The following is a 15184-nucleotide window of genomic DNA, read 5'->3' on the forward strand; positions in this document are numbered from 1 at the left end:
GGCATTGCCGGGCCTTTTTTTCCTGCTGGATCCACGCATGGCGTGGATCTACGTCGCGATCCAGTAGATCCACGCCACGCGTGGATCAGCGCGGTCTCAGATTTCCCGCGCGATCGCGCGCCAGCCGATGTCGGTGCGGTGGAACTCGTTGGCCCAGGTCACCTTCGCCACGCCCGCGTACGCGTTCGCCTGCGCCTCGCGCACGCTGTCACCCAGTGCTGCCACGCACAGCACGCGGCCACCTGCGCTGAGCACCTGGCCCTGCGCATCCAGCGTCGTTCCTGCATGGAACACCTTGGCCGTTGCCGGCACATCATCCAGGCCGGAGATCACCTCGCCGGTGATCGGCGTTTCCGGGTACGGCTTGGCTGCCAGCACCACGCCGAGCGACGGGCGCGGATCCCACTGCGCATCCACCTGGTCCAGGCAGCCATCGATCGCCGCGTCCACCAGGTCCACCAGGTCCGACTGCAGGCGCAGCATCACCGGCTGGGTTTCAGGGTCGCCGAAACGCACGTTGAACTCGATCACCTTCGGCGCGCCGCTGGCATCGATCATCAGGCCGGCATAGAGGAAGCCGGTGAATGGGATGCCGTCGGCAATCATGCCCTGCACGGTCGGGTTCACCACCTCGCGCATCACCCGTGCATGCACTTCAGGTGTCACCACCGGAGCCGGCGAGTACGCACCCATGCCGCCGGTGTTCGGACCGGTGTCGCCGTCGCCGACGCGCTTGTGATCCTGCGAGGTGGCCATCGGCAGTGCATGCACGCCATCGACCATCGAAATGAAGCTGGCCTCCTCGCCGTCGAGGAATTCCTCGATCACCACGCGCGCGCCGGCATCGCCGAAGGCGTTGCCCGAAAGCATGTCGCGCACCGCGTCTTCGGCTTCGGCGAGGGTCATCGCCACGATCACGCCCTTGCCGGCGGCCAGGCCGTCGGCCTTGACCACGATCGGTGCGCCCTTCTCGCGCAGGTAGGCCAGTGCCGGCTCGATCTCGGTGTGCACCGAATAGAACGCGGTGGGGATGTTGTGGCGTGCCAGGAAATCCTTGGCGTAGGCCTTGCTGCCTTCCAGCTGCGCGGCTGCCGCCGTCGGCCCGAAGATGCGCAGGCCGGCGGCGCGGAAGCGGTCGACCACGCCGGCCACCAGCGGCACTTCCGGGCCGACCACGGTCAGCGCCACGCCTTCGGCCTGGGCCAGGGCGAGCAGGCCATCGATGTCGGTGACCTTCACCGCGACGTTGCGGCACTTGTCTTCGTTGGCGGTGCCGGCATTGCCGGGCGCCACGAGCACTTCAGTGACACGGGAGGACTGGGCCAGCTTCCATGCCAGAGCGTGTTCGCGGCCGCCAGAGCCGATGACAAGTACGTTCATCACGAGATTCCAGATTGCGTGGGAAGGGAAGTTCCAGGTCCCCGGCGGCGCGTGTGCGTCATTCGCAGCCTTCGCGTCGCAGCGATTCGGGGAAGGAGTAGGTCCAGGACTTCGGGTCCAGGGTGAAGCGGTGCTCCTGACGCACCCGCTTGCCGCCGCAGGTGTTGCCGGATTCCTCGATCAGCAGTGGCCAGATGCGCGCACTGCGGTCGCTGTCGTCGAAACGCAGTGCGAAATCGATGCTGAAGCGGCGGGTGCGGCAGTCTTCGGCGGTATCGGGGTCGGCGGCCGCGTCGACGTTCTCGCATTCGTACTGGGCGTCGTTGTCGATGTGGCTGCGCACGTTGCCGGTGCTGGTCAGGCCTTTCGGGCCCGGCAGGACCAGGGTCTGCGAGAGCAGCGAGAAGCCCTGGCCGAACCAGCCATCCTCGACGCGGAAGCCGTAGAAATCGCTGCCGGCGCGGATGATGCTGGCGGTGCCGGGCTGGCCACCACTGCCGAAGCGCTCGCCGGTCAGCTCGCTGGTCACCCCGAAGCCATCGCCCTTGGGCTGCAGCACGAAGAACTCGATCGTTCCCGGGTCGATATGCGCGCCATCGACCAGCGCACCACACACCGCCAGCAGCTGCTGCCAGCTGTCGCCGGTCACCACCGGCTGCTCGGCGCAGACCTGCCAGTCGATCGCGCGCGTTTCATCGTCCTGGGTCCAGCTGCCGCGCCATTGGCCGGAAAGCTTGGCGTCCTTGCCGTAACGCCCGGTCAGGAAGGCCTGCAGCCGCGCGGTGCGACTGACATGCGCTGCCGGTTCGCTGGCGGCGGGCTTTGCCGCATCTGCCTGGGGGGCAGATGCGGGCTCGGCGGCCGGCTTGCAGCCGGCCAGCAGGGCCGTGCCAGCGAAGGCGAGCACGGCAAGCGGTTTCAAAGAGACTGCAGACATCCGTGTCGCTCCAGGTATCAGTGGCGGAAGTGGCGAACGCCGGTGAACACCATGGCCAGGCCATGTTCATCGGCGGCAGCGATGACTTCAGCATCGCGCATCGAACCGCCCGGCTGGATCACCGCCTTGATGCCGGCGGCGGCAGCGGCGTCGATGCCGTCGCGGAACGGGAAGAACGCATCGGAGGCCATCACCGACCCTTCGACCACCAGGTTCGCGTCGGCGGCCTTGATGCCGGCGATGCGCGCCGAGTAGACGCGGCTCATCTGGCCGGCACCCACGCCGATGGTGCGGTTGTCCTTGGCGTAGACGATCGCATTGGACTTCACGAACTTGGCGACCTTCCAGGCGAACAGCAGGTCGGTGAACTGCTTGTCGGTCGGTGCCAGCTTGCTGACCACCTTCAGTTCGTCGCGGGTCATGCCGCGGTTGTCCGACGACTGCAGCAGCAGGCCGGAGCCCACGCGCTTGTTGTCGAAGTTGTTCAGGCCGTCGCCGTGCGGGATGCGCAGCACGCGCACGTTGGCCTTCTTCTGCGCGTATTCCAGCGCGGCCGGTTCGTAGTCCGGCGCAATCAGGACTTCAACGAACTGGCGGTCCAGGATCACCTGCGCGGTGGCTGCGTCGAGCGGCTTGTTGAAGGCGATGATGCCGCCGAAGGCGCTGGTCGGGTCGGTGGCGTAGGCCAGCTCGTAGGCATCGCCGTTGCCGGCGCCAACGGCCACGCCGCACGGGTTGGCATGCTTGACGATGACACAGGCCGGCGCGTCGAACTGGCGCACGCATTCCCAGGCTGCATCGGCATCGGCCAGGTTGTTGTAGCTCAGCTCCTTGCCCTGCAGCTGCTGGAAGGTGGCCAGCGTGCCCGGCACCGGATGCAGGTCGCGATAGAACGCGCCGCTCTGGTGCGGGTTTTCGCCGTAGCGCAGGTCCATCACCTTCACGAAGGTGGAATTCATCTGCGCCGGGTACTCGGCGCGCACCGGCACGGCGGCGTCGGTGGCGGTGACGGCCGACAGGTAGTTGCTGATCGCCGCGTCGTACTGGGCAACGCGGTTGAATGCGGCCGCCGAGAAGGCGAAACGGGTGCCGGCCGACAGCTGACCGTCGTTGGCATCCAGCGAGGCCAGCAGTTCGGCGTACTGCGACGGGTCGGTGGCCACCGCCACGCGGGCGAAGTTCTTGGCCGCCGAGCGCAGCATCGCCGGGCCGCCGATGTCGATGTTCTCCACCGCGTCGGCCAGGGTGCAGTCGGCCTTGGCAGTGACCGATTCGAACGGGTACAGGTTCAGCACCAGCAGGTCGATGGCACCGATGCCGTGTTCGGCCATCACCGCGTCGTCCAGGCCGGAGCGGCCCAGCAGGCCGCCATGCACCATCGGATGCAGGGTCTTGACCCGGCCATCCATCATTTCCGGGAAGCCGGTGACCTCGGCTACGTCCTTCACGGCCAGGCCCGCATCGCGGATCGCCTTGGCGGTACCGCCGGTGGACAACAGCTCCACGCCGCGTGCAGCCAGCGCGGTGGCCAGCTCGACCAGGCCGGTCTTGTCGGAAACGGAGAGGAGGGCCCGGCGGACGGGCAACAGATCAGCAGTCATGGGGACAGGGCAATCGGCAGCGGAGCGGGGCCGATATTGTAGGCGGTGGGGGCCGGTGGCGGGCGCTGGTGGGGGAAATTGGCCGGTGCAGACTCCCGTCCTGGTCCGCTCGACAGCACCTGCATGGGCCGGCATTGGGCGCAATTCGATACGTGGCGCTGTCGCAATCAGGTAGGCTGTGCCCGCACTGCCAAGGATTAGCGGGTTCAGATCGTGTCGATCTATGCATTGAAAGGACGTTTCCAGGACCTGCTGCGTCCGGCCGTACACGGCCTGTACCGCGTGGGGATCACCGCCAACACGGTGACCGTGGCTGCGGCCGTGGTCTCGCTGCTGGTGGCCGCTGCGGTGTGGTGCTGCGCTCCCACCCAGCCGCTGCTGTATCTGGCCCTGCCGCTGTGGATGCTGCTGCGCATGGCCCTCAACGCCGTCGACGGCATGCTGGCCCGCGAGTTCGGCCAGCAATCGCGGCTGGGCGCCTATCTGAACGAGTTGTGCGATGTGATCGCCGACGCGGCGCTGTACCTGAGCCTGCTCAGCGTACCGGGCGTGCGCCCCGAGGCACTGTGGCTGCTGGCCTGGGCCGCCGCGCTGAGCGAGTACGCCGGCGTGCTGGGCCTGATGGTCGGCGCCAGCCGCCGCTATGACGGCCCGATGGGCAAGAGCGACCGTGCGTTCGTGATCGGCGTGCTGGGCCTGCTGCTGGCGTTTGGCTGGGCAGGCGCAACCGTGGTCAGCGCGGTCGCCGCACTGGCCGCACTGCTGTGTGGGGTGACGGTGGTCCGTCGCGTACGCCAGGGATTGAAGGAAGCCGCGGCGATATCGCAGCGGTAAGCACAACACGATTACACGCCCTATCCATACGGAGATTGCATGCGTCAGGCGCAGGAACGGGAATTCCACAGCTTCGACCAGGTACCGCTGTTCTACCGGTACTGGCCGAGCACCACGGCAACCACGCCGGCCAAGGCCATCGTGCTGCTGCATCGCGGCCATGAACACTCCGGCCGGGTCACCCATCTGGTCGACGAGCTGGACCTGCCCGACACCGCGTTCTTCGCGTGGGATGCGCGCGGCAATGGTCGCTCGCCCGGCACGCGCGGCGACGCACCGGGCTTCCCGGCGCTGGTGCGCGACCTGGACAGCTTCATCGCCCACATCAGTGCCGAGCATGGCATCGCGGTGGAGGACATCGTGGTGATCGCGCAGAGCGTGGGCGCGGTGGTTGCCGCCACCTGGGTGCATGACTATGCGCCGCGGCTGCGCGCGCTGGTGATGGCTTCGCCGGCATTCAAGGTGAAGCTGTACGTACCGTTCGCACGCGCTGGACTGGCGCTGATGCAGAAACTGCGCGGCAACTTCTTCGTCAACAGCTACGTCAAGCCGCAGTGGCTGACCCACGACCCGGCACGGGTGGAAAGCTACCGCACCGATCCGCTGATCACCCGGCCGATCTCGGTGCGCGTGCTGCTGGGCCTGTACGAAGCGGCCGACCGCATCGTGGCCGACGCGCAGGCGATCAGCGTGCCGGTGCAGTTGCTGGTTTCGGGCTCGGACTTCGTGGTGCATCGCGGCCCGCAGGACCGCTTCTACGAACGCCTGTCCAGCCCGATCAAGGAGCGCGTGCACCTGCCGGGCTTCTTCCACGACACCCTCGGCGAGCGTGACCGTGCACCGGCGCTGGCGCGTATCCGCAGCTTCATCCAGGCACGCTTTGCCGAACCGCTGCAGGAGCTGTCGCGGCGCGATGCGCATCGGCATGGCCCGACCTTCGAGGAATCGGAGATCCTGTCGTGGCCACCGGAGCGCAACAGCCTGGCCGACCTGCGTTGGCGCGTGGTGCGCGGTGGCCTGCGTTTCGGCGGCACGCTGTCGGAGGGCATCGCGCTGGGCCTGCAGACCGGTTTCGACTCGGGCAGCACGCTGGACTACATCTACCGTGATGAGGCGCGGGGCAAGGGCCCGCTGGGCCGGATGGTCGACCGCAACTATCTGGATGCGATCGGTTGGCGCGGCATCCGCGTGCGCGGCAAGCACCTGCAGGAACTGCTGCGCGATGCCGCCCAGCGACTGCGCGGGCAGGGCGCGCCGGTGCGCGTGCTGGACGTGGCGGCCGGCCATGGCCGTTACGTGCTGGAAGCACTCGGCCAGGGCGAACAGCGTGCCGACCGCATCGTGCTGCGCGATTTCAGCGATCTGAACGTAACGCAGGGCAAGGCCTTGATCGAGCGCCTCGGCGCGGCCGACATCGCCCGCTTCGAACAGGGCGATGCGTTCGATCCGGCGCAGCTGGCAGCAGTGGAACCGGCGCCGACGCTGGCGGTGGTATCCGGCCTCTACGAACTGTTCCCCGACAACGATGCGGTGCTGCGTTCACTGCAGGGCATCGCTGCGACGGTGCCGGTGGGCGGTTACCTGGCCTATACCGGGCAGCCGTGGCATCCGCAGCTGGAGTTCATCGCGCGTGCGTTGACCAGCCATCGTGGTGGCGCGGCGTGGGTGATGCGCCGCCGTACCCAGCACGAGATGGACGAACTGGTGCGCCTGGCCGGCTTCCAGAAGGTGGCCCAGCGCATCGATGACTTCGGCATCTTCACCGTATCGCTGGCACGACGGATCGCGTGATGGCGACGCTGGCGGCAACCGCATCATCCAGCGAGGCGCGCCCCTGGCGGCGCGCCCTGCTGTGGCTGGCCCTGCTCGGTCCGTTCTTCTTCGCCAGCTATGGCTTCGCCAACTGGATGGCCGGCCGTCATGCCCAGCTGCCGGTGATGGCATTTGCCTGGGAGGCGCGGATTCCGTTCGTGCCGTGGACGATCGTGCCGTACTGGTCGATCGACCTGTTCTATGCGATCTCGTTCTTCCTGTGCCGGCGCCGGCTGGAGTTGGACCGGCACGCGCTGCGCCTGCTCAGCGCGCAGGTGATCGCGGTGGCGTGCTTCCTGTTGTGGCCGTTGCGCTTCAGCTTCGAACGGCCGGAAATCGGCGGTGTGTTCGGCTGGTTGTTCGACGTGCTGCTGGGCTTCGACAAGCCATTCAACCAGGCGCCGTCGCTGCATATCGTGCTGCTGATCGTGCTGTGGGTGAAGTTCGCGCAGTACCTGCACGGGGTCTGGCGGCTGGTGCTGCATGTGTGGGCGCTGCTGATCGGCATTTCGGTGCTGACCACGTTCCAGCATCACTTCATCGACATTCCCACCGGGCTGCTGGCCGGCTGGTTGTGCGTGTGGCTGTGGCCAGAGCAGGGCACGCCGCCGTTGCGTGCCTGGCAGGCTGCAGGTGACCCGAAGCGTTGTCGGCTGGCCGCGTTGTATGTGTTGGGTGCCGGCCTGCTGCTGGTGCCGGTGGTGATGCTGCGCGGCACCGCATTGTGGCTGCTGTGGCCCGTGGTGTCGTTGCTGCTGGTGTCGCTGGCCTATGCCGGGCTGGGCACGGCGGTGTTCCAGAAGCGCGCCGATGGCCGGTTGACGATGGCCGCGCGCTGGCTGCTGGCACCGTACCTGGGTGCGGCGTGGATCAACTCGCGGTTGTGGACGCGCCGCGCGCCGCAGCCGGTGCCGGTCGTCGACGCTGTCTGGCTGGGGCGCCTGCCAGGTACCGCACTGCCGGCACCGCTGGTGGGCGTGGTCGACACCTGTGCGGAGCTGTCCTGCCGCGCGCCGGGAGCAGCGTACGCCAGCGTGCCGATGCTGGACCTGGTGGTGCCTTCGGCGGCGCAGCTGCGTGCCGCGGCAGATGCCATTGAACGCCTGCGCGGCCATGGCCCCGTCCTGGTCTGCTGTGCGCTGGGGTACTCACGTAGCGCGGCCAGCGTGGCGACCTGGTTGCTGCGCACCGGCCGTGCGCGCGATGTGGCTGACGCGGTGTCGATCGTGCGTGGCGCGCGGCCGTCGATCGTGCTGCATGACGTTCATCTACAGGTGATCGCGGCCGCTGCCGCGCAGGAGGCCATTGCATGAGCGCCGTGCCCGATCTGCCGATGATGCATCTGCTGCTGCGGCAGGGGCGAGTGCCTGCCGCGTTGTCGCTGGGCCTGCTGCTGGTGGCTCTGTTGCTGCTGGGTATCGAGCCTGGGCTGGCGATGTTCGCCGCTGGCCTGCTGCTGCTGAGCCTGGTTGCAGGTGTTGCGCAGGCGTACTACGCGGTGCGGGTGCAGTTGGACGCCAGCCTGCTGCGCCTGCTGCAGCAGGAGGGCCTGCAGGGTGAAGTCGCGGCACAACGCGTGGACCAGGCGCTGCACACCGCTGGCCTGCGCAGGCTGGACGCATCGGCACCGACGCGTGGCTGGGATGCGCGCTGGACCGGCATGCGGCGTCTGCTGATGCGCCAGTACGCCGCCACGCTGCTGCAGTTCGCTGCCCTGCTGCTGGCCGTGCTGTGGCCGCAGACCTGACCGGAGGTGCCGATGTTTGCTGAACTGATCGCCCGCGCCTGCAGCGCGGCCATCCATGTAGTGACCGGCGCACGCGCGCTGTGGGTTGGCTGCGCGCCGTCCAGCGAGCACCGCGTGTACTACGGCAACCATGCCAGTCATGGTGATTTCGTGCTGATCTGGTCGTCGATGCCGCCGGCGCTGCGGCGCCAGGTGCGGCCGGTCGCCGCCGCCGAGTACTGGCAGCGCGACGGTCTGCGTCGTTACCTGATCGACGCGGTATTCAATGGCGTGCTGGTGGAGCGCGAGGCCGGCAACCGCCATCAGGATCCGCTGCAGGTGCTGCGTGACGCGGTGGACGAGGGCTGTTCGTTGATCCTGTTTCCGGAAGGCACGCGCAACATCGGTGATGAGCCGCTGCTGCCGTTCAAGAGCGGCATCTACCACCTCGCACGGCAACGCCCGGAGCTGGAGTTCGTGCCGGTGTGGATCGACAACCTCAAGCGGGTGATGCCGAAAGGGCGTTTCCTGCCGCTGCCGCTGCTGTGCACGGCAACCTTCGGTACGCCGCTGCGGCTGCAGGCCGATGAGGACAAGGCGGCGTTCCTGGCACGCAGCCGGCAGGCGCTGCTGGCTCTGGCACCGAATGGAGGCCGTGCATGAGCTTCATGATCGATGTGTCCGGTGATCTTGCCGCACGCAGTGTGGGCCAGCAGACAGGGCTGCTGTTCGCGGGCGTAGGCGCGGTGCTGGTGCTGGCCACGCTGGTGTCCGAAACCCTGCGCTGGCGCCAGCGTGGACAGCCCAGCGCGGTGATCGCCAACCTGGTCTCGCGCATCCGCGCGTGGTGGGTGATGGCCATCGTGGTCGGGCTGGCGCTGTTCTTCGGGCGCGCCGGAGTGATCGTGCTGTTCGCCATCATCTCGCTGTTCGCACTGCGCGAATTCATCACCCTGGCGCCAACACGATCAGGTGACTACTACGCGTTGCTGGCCGCGTTCTACATCGTGCTGCCGTGGCAGTACTACCTGGTGTGGATCGACTGGTATGGCATGTACACGCTGTTGATCCCGGTGTACGCGTTCCTGTTCCTGCCGATCCTGGCCACCATCGGTGGTGACACCACCCACTACCTGGAGCGCACGTCGAAGGTGCAGTGGGGCCTGATGATCTGCGTGTTCTGCATCTCGCACGTGCCGCTGCTGCTGAACCTGCGCGTGCCGGGCTACGATCCGGCGCGCAACGTGCTGCTGTTCGCCTTCCTGGTGATCGTGGTGCAGTCGTCGGACGTGCTGCAGTACATCTGGGGCAAGCTGCTGGGCAAGCACCTGATCGCGCCGAAGCTGTCGCCGTCGAAGACGGTGGAAGGCTTCGTGGGCGGCGTGCTCTGTGCCAGCGCGTTGGGCGCCGCCCTCTGGTGGATCACCCCGTTCACGCCGCTGCAGGCGTTCGGCCTGTCGCTGCTGATCAACCTGATGGGGTTCTGGGGCGGCCTGGTGATGTCGGCGATCAAGCGCGACCGCGGCATCAAGGACTGGGGCAACATGATCGAGGGCCATGGCGGCATGCTCGATCGGCTGGATTCAGTGTGCTTCGCCGCGCCGGTGTTCTTCCACGTGGTGCGTTACTACTGGAAGGCGGGAGGTGGCGGTTGAGCTGCGGGGGAGATTCATCCACGCATGGCGTGGATCTACCGGAGCCGGTAGTGCCGGCCGCTGGCCGGCAACCCCATGAATGATGACAGTGTGTTGCGGTTGCGGCCAGCGGCCGGCACTACCCATGCTGCGCTTACGCGCTGATGCCGTATTCCTTCAGCTTCTTGCGCAGGGTGGCGCGGTGGATGCCCAGCATCGCCGCTGCGCGGCTCTGGTTGCCTTCGCAGTGGTTGAGCACTTCCACGAACAGTGGAATCTCCATCTCGCGCAGCACGATCTCGTAGACATCGTCCGCATCGCAGCCATCGAGGTCGCGCAGGTAACGGCGCACGGACTGGGCCACATGTTCGCGCAGCGGTGGCCGGGCAGCGCCACGACTGTTGTCAGGACGAGAAAGGACAGCGTTCAAGGGGGTTCCCGATCTGGTTGGTCCATGCACGCGGGGCGCCGGACCGGATGAGGTGATGGCGGTCAGTCTAGCGCGAGCGTGCCCGACCTGCCACGGCCGGACGGTCAGGCCCAGGTCAAAGGAACTCGAAGGTGAATGCGACCGTGGATGCGGCAGGCTCCTGCACGCGGAAGGCGATGCGTGCGCTTTGACCCGGTTCCAGAGGGGCCGCACCCGGGTTTTCGCCGAGGTACTGCGCTGGTGCGAACACGCCGGTGCCGATCACACGACCATCGGCATCGGACAGCGACAGGCGCAGGTCCGGCCAGGCCTGCGGCCAGCGCGCGTCGTTGCGGATGCTGGCCTGGATCTGCAGCACGCCGGGCTGGGCCGGCAACGGGCGGATTTCACGGCTGGTCATGGTCAATGCAGTGGGCTCGCGCCAGGCGGGCAGCTCGCAGCGCAGCACGCTGCACAGCGCACTGATCCACGGCCGGGTACCGGCATCGGCGGCCAGCCGTGCACGGTCGGCAAACACGCTCTGCAGCAACAGCAGCAGCGCCAGCGCGGCCACCAGCAGCCAATGCCAGCGTGGGGTGGGCAGCGCCCGCGGGCGTACGCCGAGGAAGCTGGGCGCATCGGCGGCGGTGGCAACGATGCCGGGTTTGGCGGTGAAGTCCGGCTCGATGATTGGATCAGCGGCGGCCAGCGGTTCTGTTTCGGTTGCCGCCACGATGTCCGTTGCCGGGTCGATGTCCTCGATCACCGGCGCTGCATCGCTCGGCGCCGGTTCGCGCGGTTCGGTGGCTTCAGGCGCGGCATCGCGTCCCGGCGCGGTGCGCAGGAACGTGGCCAGGGGGCGGCGCGGTGGGTTCGGCTCGGACATGCTCAGGGCGCGGGCTCGGATCCAGCGGTCATTCAACCACGATCAGGCGCGGCGTACGCCGGTGATGCGCATCCAGTCGCCATCCTGGGTGGCCTGCAGGTCGTCGAACCAGGCCGCATAGCGCTGCAGCAGTTCGTCTTCCTGGCCATGCAGGATGCCCGACAGGGCGATGCGACCACCGCTGGCGACACGGGCGGCCAGCAGTTCGGCCAGTGCATCCAGCGCGGAGGCCAGGATGTTGGCGACCACGATCGGGTAGGTGGCGACCGGTTCGTCCTGCGGCAGGTACACCTGCATGCGCGCCTGTTCGCCGTTGCGTTCGGCATTGTCGGCGGTGGCGATCAACGCCTGCGGGTCGTTGTCCACGCCGATGGCCTGGGCGGCACCGAGCTTGAGCGCGGCCAAGGCGAGAATGCCCGAGCCACAGCCGAAGTCGAGCACGCGCTGGCCCTGCAGCTGGCCATCAACGGCCAACTGGTCCAGCCAGCGCAGGCACAGCGCGGTGGTCGGGTGGGTGCCCGAGCCGAAGGCCAGGCCCGGGTCGAGGCGCACGATGGCGGCGTCGGCGGCCTGCGCGGCTTCCGGCAGCTCGTGGTTCCACGGCACGATCCAGGTACGGCTGCCGAAGTCCATCGGCTGGAACTGGTCCAGCCACGCGCGCTCCCAGTCTTCGTCTTCCACGGCGCGGAAGCTGCCGTTGCTCCAGTCCAGCTCCGGGTCGAAGGCTTCCAGCGCGGCCAGCAGCAGCAAGGCATTGCTGTCGGCCGGGAACAGCGCGCTGAGCACCAGGGTGTCCCACAGCGGGGTCTCGCCCACGCCGGGTTCGAGGATGGCCTGTTCGTTGCTGGTGTCGGCTTCGGCATCAAGCAGGGTCACCGCCAGCGCGCCCACATCCTCCAGCGCATTCTCATAGCGGGGCTGGGTGGCTTCAGTACAACGCAGGGTCAGTTCCAGGAACGGCATGGCGGTGAGGGCAATCGCGGGAAAGGGGGCCATGCTAGACCATCAGGGCGTCTCCGTATGCCTTGAGATGAACGAAGCCGATTCAGACAGGGCTCACGGGCCTTGCTAAACTCGGCGCTTTCCTGTGCGCCGTACCGCCGACCGTTGCCGATGGCCTTCGCCCCGACCCTGAAAACCTGGTTGCTCGTCCTGCCGGCCGTGGCCGTGCTGGGCGTGGCCGGTTATCGGGCCAACGGCCACAGCCGGGCCATGGACGCGCACGTCGACGTGCCGCTGGCCACCCAGGCCAGCGATGCACAGGGCGCGCTGGCACCGGTGATGCCCGAAGCGCTGGCACGCCGCCTCGCGGCTTTCGAACGTGGCACCGCGCTGCCGTCGGGCCTGCCGCTGGATATCCGCGCCGACATCGAAAGTGCCACCGATCTGTACGCCTACGCGCAGCGCCTGCGCGTGCAGGCCGACCAGGGCAACCACGAGGCGCGCTGGATGCTCAGCCGGGTCTACGACTACTGCGCGCAGTACGCCGTTGACCCGGGCGGCTACCGGCTGGACAACAACGTGCTGTCCGGCCTCGGCCTGAGTGCGGCGCCGGAGATGGTGGAGGCGCGCGAACGGGTGGCGCAGCGTTGCGGTGGCTTCGTGCCCGGCGACAAGCTGGGCCCGGCACTGGTGATCGGCGAGCGTCGTCGTGCGGCCCAGCAGGGCAACCTGGCGGCCGAAGCGGCGTTGTTTGCCGAAGGTGAGCCACTGCAGGACAGCGAGCAGTACCGCCGCGACCTGGTTGAACGCGTACGTACCTCGCGCGATCCGGAGGCGTACATGGCGATCGCGCCGGGCATGGGATTGCGTGCGGCGGGCGACAAGGCATTGACCGGCATGGTGGCCGGTGAACAGCTGAGTGAACTGGCATGGCGGGTTGCGGCCTGCGAACTCGGTCTTCCCTGTGGAGCCGACAGCGTGCTGGTCAACAGTTTTTGCGCGAATGGAGGGATCTGTTCGCCGGATGGAACGCAGGACTTCCGTGAATTTGTGTATGACGCCGCGGTTTCGCGGCAAGGTGCGGGGAAAATGAAGGAATGGATCAAGCGATTGATTGGAACGAGGGACGGGCGATGAACTACCGTCGATTCCTGCATGGGGCCAAGTTCTGGTTCTGGGTGGTGTTGTTCGTGGCCTATTCGGCCGGTGCGGTAGGCCTGCTGATGATCGACACCTACGAGGACCGCTACCGGCATCTGTCGAAGGTGGAGCTGACCTCGGTGAAGGCACAGGAGGACGTACGCCGTGCCGGCGCCAGCCAGGTTGCCGCCGTTTACCGTGCGCAGAGCGGCGTGCCGTTCTCGTCGTTGCCGGCCGGCAGCACCTTCCAGGTGGTGTGGCCCGATGGGTCCAGCGAGACCATGGTGATCGTCGATCCGACCTCGCCGAACGGCGTGCGTCCTCTGGCGAACTCGCAGATTCCGGCGACCGCGGCCGACGCGCGCTGACGCCACGCCGGTAGCGCCGGGCCATGCCCGGCGGGTGGGCGGTGGCGATGGAAGGCCGCCGGGCATGGCCCGGCGCTACCGTAAAAACGCAAAAAGGGCGGGGAAAACCCCGCCCTTTTCATGTGCAGCGACTGCAGTTGCCGATCAGGTCAACGCGATCGGCTTGCTCTTGCGCTCGGCAAGGCGCTTTTCCAGATAGTGGATGTTCTGCCCACCGGCCTGGAAGCCCTTGTCACGCATGATCCGCTGCTGCAGGGCGATGTTGGTCTTGATGCCATCGACCACCATCTCGCTCAGCGCCACCCGCATGCGGGCAATGGCGGTCTCGCGGTCCGGACCGTGCACGATCAGCTTGCCGATCATCGAGTCGTAGTTCGACGGCACGCGGTAGCCACTGTAGATGTGGGTATCGACGCGCACGCCGGGACCACCCGGTGCGTGGAAGCCGGTGATGGTGCCCGGGCTCGGTACGAAGGTTTCTGCGTCTTCGGCATTGATGCGGCACTCGATCGCGTGACCGGTCAGCACCACATCGCTCTGCTTGATCGACAGCTTCTGGCCGGCAGCGATCTTCAGCTGTTCGGCGACCAGGTCGATACCGGTGACCATCTCGGTGACCGGATGCTCCACCTGGATGCGGGTGTTCATTTCGATGAAGTAGAAACGGCCGTCTTCATACAGGAACTCGAAGGTACCGGCGCCGCGGTAGCCGATGCGGATGCAGGCTTCCACGCACACCTTGCCGATCTGCTCGCGCTGCTCGGCGGTGATGCCAGGTGCCGGTGCTTCCTCGACCACCTTCTGGTGACGACGCTGCATCGAGCAGTCGCGCTCGCCGAGGTGGATGGCGTTGCCCTGGCCGTCGGCCAGCACCTGGATCTCCACGTGGCGCGGGTTCTCCAGGAACTTCTCCATGTAGACCTCGCCATTGCCGAACGCGGCCTTGGCCTCGCTCTTGGTGGTTTCAATGGAGGTCTTCAGGGAAGCTTCGGCGTGCACCACGCGCATGCCGCGGCCACCGCCGCCGCCGGCCGCCTTGATGATGACCGGGTAGCCGATCTCACGGGCGATCTTGGTGTTGGCGACGATGTCGTCGCCCAGCGGGCCGCCCGAACCGGGCACGCACGGCACACCGGCCGACTTCATGGCACGGATCGCTTCGACCTTGTCGCCCATCAGGCGGATGGTGTCTGCCTTCGGGCCGATGAAGATGAAGCCGGACTCTTCCACGCGCTCGGCGAAGTTGGCGTTCTCGGACAGGAAGCCATAACCGGGGTGGATGGCCTGGGCGTCGGTGACCTCGGCCGCGGCGATCAACGCCGGGATGTTGAGGTAGCTTTCCGCCGACGCCGCCGGGCCGATGCAGACCGATTCATCGGCCATGGCCACGTGCTTGAGATTGCGGTCGACCGTGGAGTGCACGGCCACCGTGCGGATGCCCAGGGTGTTGCACGCGCGCAGGATGCGCAGCGCGATTTCCCCTCGGTTGGCGATGACGACTTTGTCGAGCATGGC

At 67.3% G+C, this 15184-nt stretch carries 15 protein-coding genes; 8 read left to right on the top strand and 7 right to left on the bottom strand.

Translation table 11 applies throughout. From position 1 onward, the window contains the following. Positions 1 to 96: 96 nt before the first annotated feature. From purD to purH, 3 genes are read right to left on the bottom strand one after another with little or no spacing between them, the layout of a single operon-like run. Positions 97 to 1380 carry a phosphoribosylamine--glycine ligase gene (purD, locus tag LC407_RS14605; RefSeq protein WP_223483074.1) on the bottom strand — a complete coding sequence of 428 codons (1284 nt, stop codon included), beginning with the start codon at positions 1378 to 1380 and terminating at the stop codon, positions 97 to 99. 58 nt (positions 1381 to 1438) lie between these two features. Continuing rightward, positions 1439 to 2317 carry a hypothetical protein gene (locus LC407_RS14610; protein WP_080149706.1) on the bottom strand — a complete coding sequence of 293 codons (879 nt, stop codon included), beginning with the start codon at positions 2315 to 2317 and terminating at the stop codon, positions 1439 to 1441. A gap of 17 nt (positions 2318 to 2334) precedes the next feature. Beyond that, complete coding sequence (gene purH, locus LC407_RS14615) at positions 2335 to 3918, bottom strand: bifunctional phosphoribosylaminoimidazolecarboxamide formyltransferase/IMP cyclohydrolase (RefSeq protein WP_223483075.1); 1584 nt, start codon at positions 3916 to 3918, stop codon at positions 2335 to 2337. A 213-nt stretch (positions 3919 to 4131) separates the two neighbouring features. On the opposite strand from purH, the gene LC407_RS14620 reads away from it, so the two are divergent. Genes LC407_RS14620 through LC407_RS14645 form a run of 6 tightly spaced genes read left to right on the top strand, consistent with a single transcriptional unit; the run spans position 4132 to position 9945 of the window. Beyond that, positions 4132 to 4752, top strand: a complete 621-nt coding sequence (locus LC407_RS14620; RefSeq protein ID WP_033832378.1) for a CDP-alcohol phosphatidyltransferase family protein — start codon at positions 4132 to 4134, stop codon at positions 4750 to 4752. A 39-nt stretch (positions 4753 to 4791) separates the two neighbouring features. Next, positions 4792 to 6543, top strand: a complete 1752-nt coding sequence (locus LC407_RS14625) for a bifunctional alpha/beta hydrolase/class I SAM-dependent methyltransferase (protein ID WP_059065327.1) — start codon at positions 4792 to 4794, stop codon at positions 6541 to 6543. Further along, positions 6543 to 7877 (top strand): phosphatase PAP2/dual specificity phosphatase family protein, encoded by a 1335-nt coding sequence (locus LC407_RS14630; protein ID WP_223483076.1) that lies wholly within the window; start codon positions 6543 to 6545, stop codon positions 7875 to 7877. Before LC407_RS14625 ends, LC407_RS14630 begins: the two co-directional genes overlap by 1 nt. Beyond that, complete coding sequence (locus LC407_RS14635) at positions 7874 to 8311, top strand: hypothetical protein (RefSeq protein WP_134833173.1); 438 nt, start codon at positions 7874 to 7876, stop codon at positions 8309 to 8311. Before LC407_RS14630 ends, LC407_RS14635 begins: the two co-directional genes overlap by 4 nt. Positions 8312 to 8323: 12 nt before the next feature. After that, positions 8324 to 8953, top strand: coding sequence for a lysophospholipid acyltransferase family protein (locus tag LC407_RS14640; protein WP_025878621.1), 630 nt, complete (start codon positions 8324 to 8326; stop codon positions 8951 to 8953). Continuing rightward, a complete protein-coding gene (locus LC407_RS14645; RefSeq protein WP_025878622.1) occupies positions 8950 to 9945 on the top strand; it encodes a phosphatidate cytidylyltransferase in 996 nt (331 codons plus the stop codon). The genes LC407_RS14640 and LC407_RS14645 overlap by 4 nt, the downstream gene beginning before the upstream one ends. A gap of 133 nt (positions 9946 to 10078) precedes the next feature. Here LC407_RS14645 and fis read toward each other — a convergent pair whose 3' ends face one another. From fis to prmA, 3 genes are all read right to left on the bottom strand, one after another. Then, complete coding sequence (fis, locus tag LC407_RS14650) at positions 10079 to 10354, bottom strand: DNA-binding transcriptional regulator Fis (protein ID WP_006397198.1); 276 nt, start codon at positions 10352 to 10354, stop codon at positions 10079 to 10081. Between the two features lie 115 nt (positions 10355 to 10469). After that, positions 10470 to 11219 (bottom strand): DUF3426 domain-containing protein, encoded by a 750-nt coding sequence (locus tag LC407_RS14655; RefSeq protein WP_223483077.1) that lies wholly within the window; start codon positions 11217 to 11219, stop codon positions 10470 to 10472. A gap of 42 nt (positions 11220 to 11261) precedes the next feature. Then, a complete protein-coding gene (gene prmA / locus LC407_RS14660; RefSeq protein WP_059065374.1) occupies positions 11262 to 12182 on the bottom strand; it encodes a 50S ribosomal protein L11 methyltransferase in 921 nt (306 codons plus the stop codon). Between the two features lie 150 nt (positions 12183 to 12332). Here prmA and LC407_RS14665 point away from each other — a divergent pair, with 150 nt between their 5' ends. After that, a complete protein-coding gene (locus tag LC407_RS14665; protein WP_223483078.1) occupies positions 12333 to 13298 on the top strand; it encodes a hypothetical protein in 966 nt (321 codons plus the stop codon). Next, positions 13295 to 13669 (top strand): hypothetical protein, encoded by a 375-nt coding sequence (locus tag LC407_RS14670; RefSeq protein ID WP_105164750.1) that lies wholly within the window; start codon positions 13295 to 13297, stop codon positions 13667 to 13669. The genes LC407_RS14665 and LC407_RS14670 overlap by 4 nt, the downstream gene beginning before the upstream one ends. A 144-nt stretch (positions 13670 to 13813) precedes the next feature. Here the strand turns inward: LC407_RS14670 and accC are convergent, their stop codons facing one another. After that, on the bottom strand, positions 13814 to 15181 hold the full coding sequence (gene accC / locus LC407_RS14675) for an acetyl-CoA carboxylase biotin carboxylase subunit (RefSeq protein ID WP_025878627.1): 1368 nt from the start codon (positions 15179 to 15181) through the stop codon (positions 13814 to 13816). Between the last annotated feature and the right edge of the window lie 3 nt (positions 15182 to 15184).

This window comes from Stenotrophomonas sp. OVS01A (genome assembly GCF_019969775.1).
GTDB lineage: Bacteria > Pseudomonadota > Gammaproteobacteria > Xanthomonadales > Xanthomonadaceae > Stenotrophomonas > Stenotrophomonas indicatrix.

Coding starts and splice junctions, on each gene's coding strand:
- purD (WP_223483074.1), bottom strand. CDS start 1,380: ATGAACGTACTTGTCATCGGCTCTGGCGGCCGCGAACACGCTCTGGCA.
- LC407_RS14610 (WP_080149706.1), bottom strand. CDS start 2,317: ATGTCTGCAGTCTCTTTGAAACCGCTTGCCGTGCTCGCCTTCGCTGGC.
- purH (WP_223483075.1), bottom strand. CDS start 3,918: ATGACTGCTGATCTGTTGCCCGTCCGCCGGGCCCTCCTCTCCGTTTCC.
- LC407_RS14625 (WP_059065327.1), top strand. CDS start 4,792: ATGCGTCAGGCGCAGGAACGGGAATTCCACAGCTTCGACCAGGTACCG.
- LC407_RS14630 (WP_223483076.1), top strand. CDS start 6,543: ATGGCGACGCTGGCGGCAACCGCATCATCCAGCGAGGCGCGCCCCTGG.
- LC407_RS14635 (WP_134833173.1), top strand. CDS start 7,874: ATGAGCGCCGTGCCCGATCTGCCGATGATGCATCTGCTGCTGCGGCAG.
- LC407_RS14640 (WP_025878621.1), top strand. CDS start 8,324: ATGTTTGCTGAACTGATCGCCCGCGCCTGCAGCGCGGCCATCCATGTA.
- LC407_RS14645 (WP_025878622.1), top strand. CDS start 8,950: ATGAGCTTCATGATCGATGTGTCCGGTGATCTTGCCGCACGCAGTGTG.
- LC407_RS14655 (WP_223483077.1), bottom strand. CDS start 11,219: ATGTCCGAGCCGAACCCACCGCGCCGCCCCCTGGCCACGTTCCTGCGC.
- prmA (WP_059065374.1), bottom strand. CDS start 12,182: ATGCCGTTCCTGGAACTGACCCTGCGTTGTACTGAAGCCACCCAGCCC.
- LC407_RS14665 (WP_223483078.1), top strand. CDS start 12,333: ATGGCCTTCGCCCCGACCCTGAAAACCTGGTTGCTCGTCCTGCCGGCC.
- LC407_RS14670 (WP_105164750.1), top strand. CDS start 13,295: ATGAACTACCGTCGATTCCTGCATGGGGCCAAGTTCTGGTTCTGGGTG.
- accC (WP_025878627.1), bottom strand. CDS start 15,181: ATGCTCGACAAAGTCGTCATCGCCAACCGAGGGGAAATCGCGCTGCGC.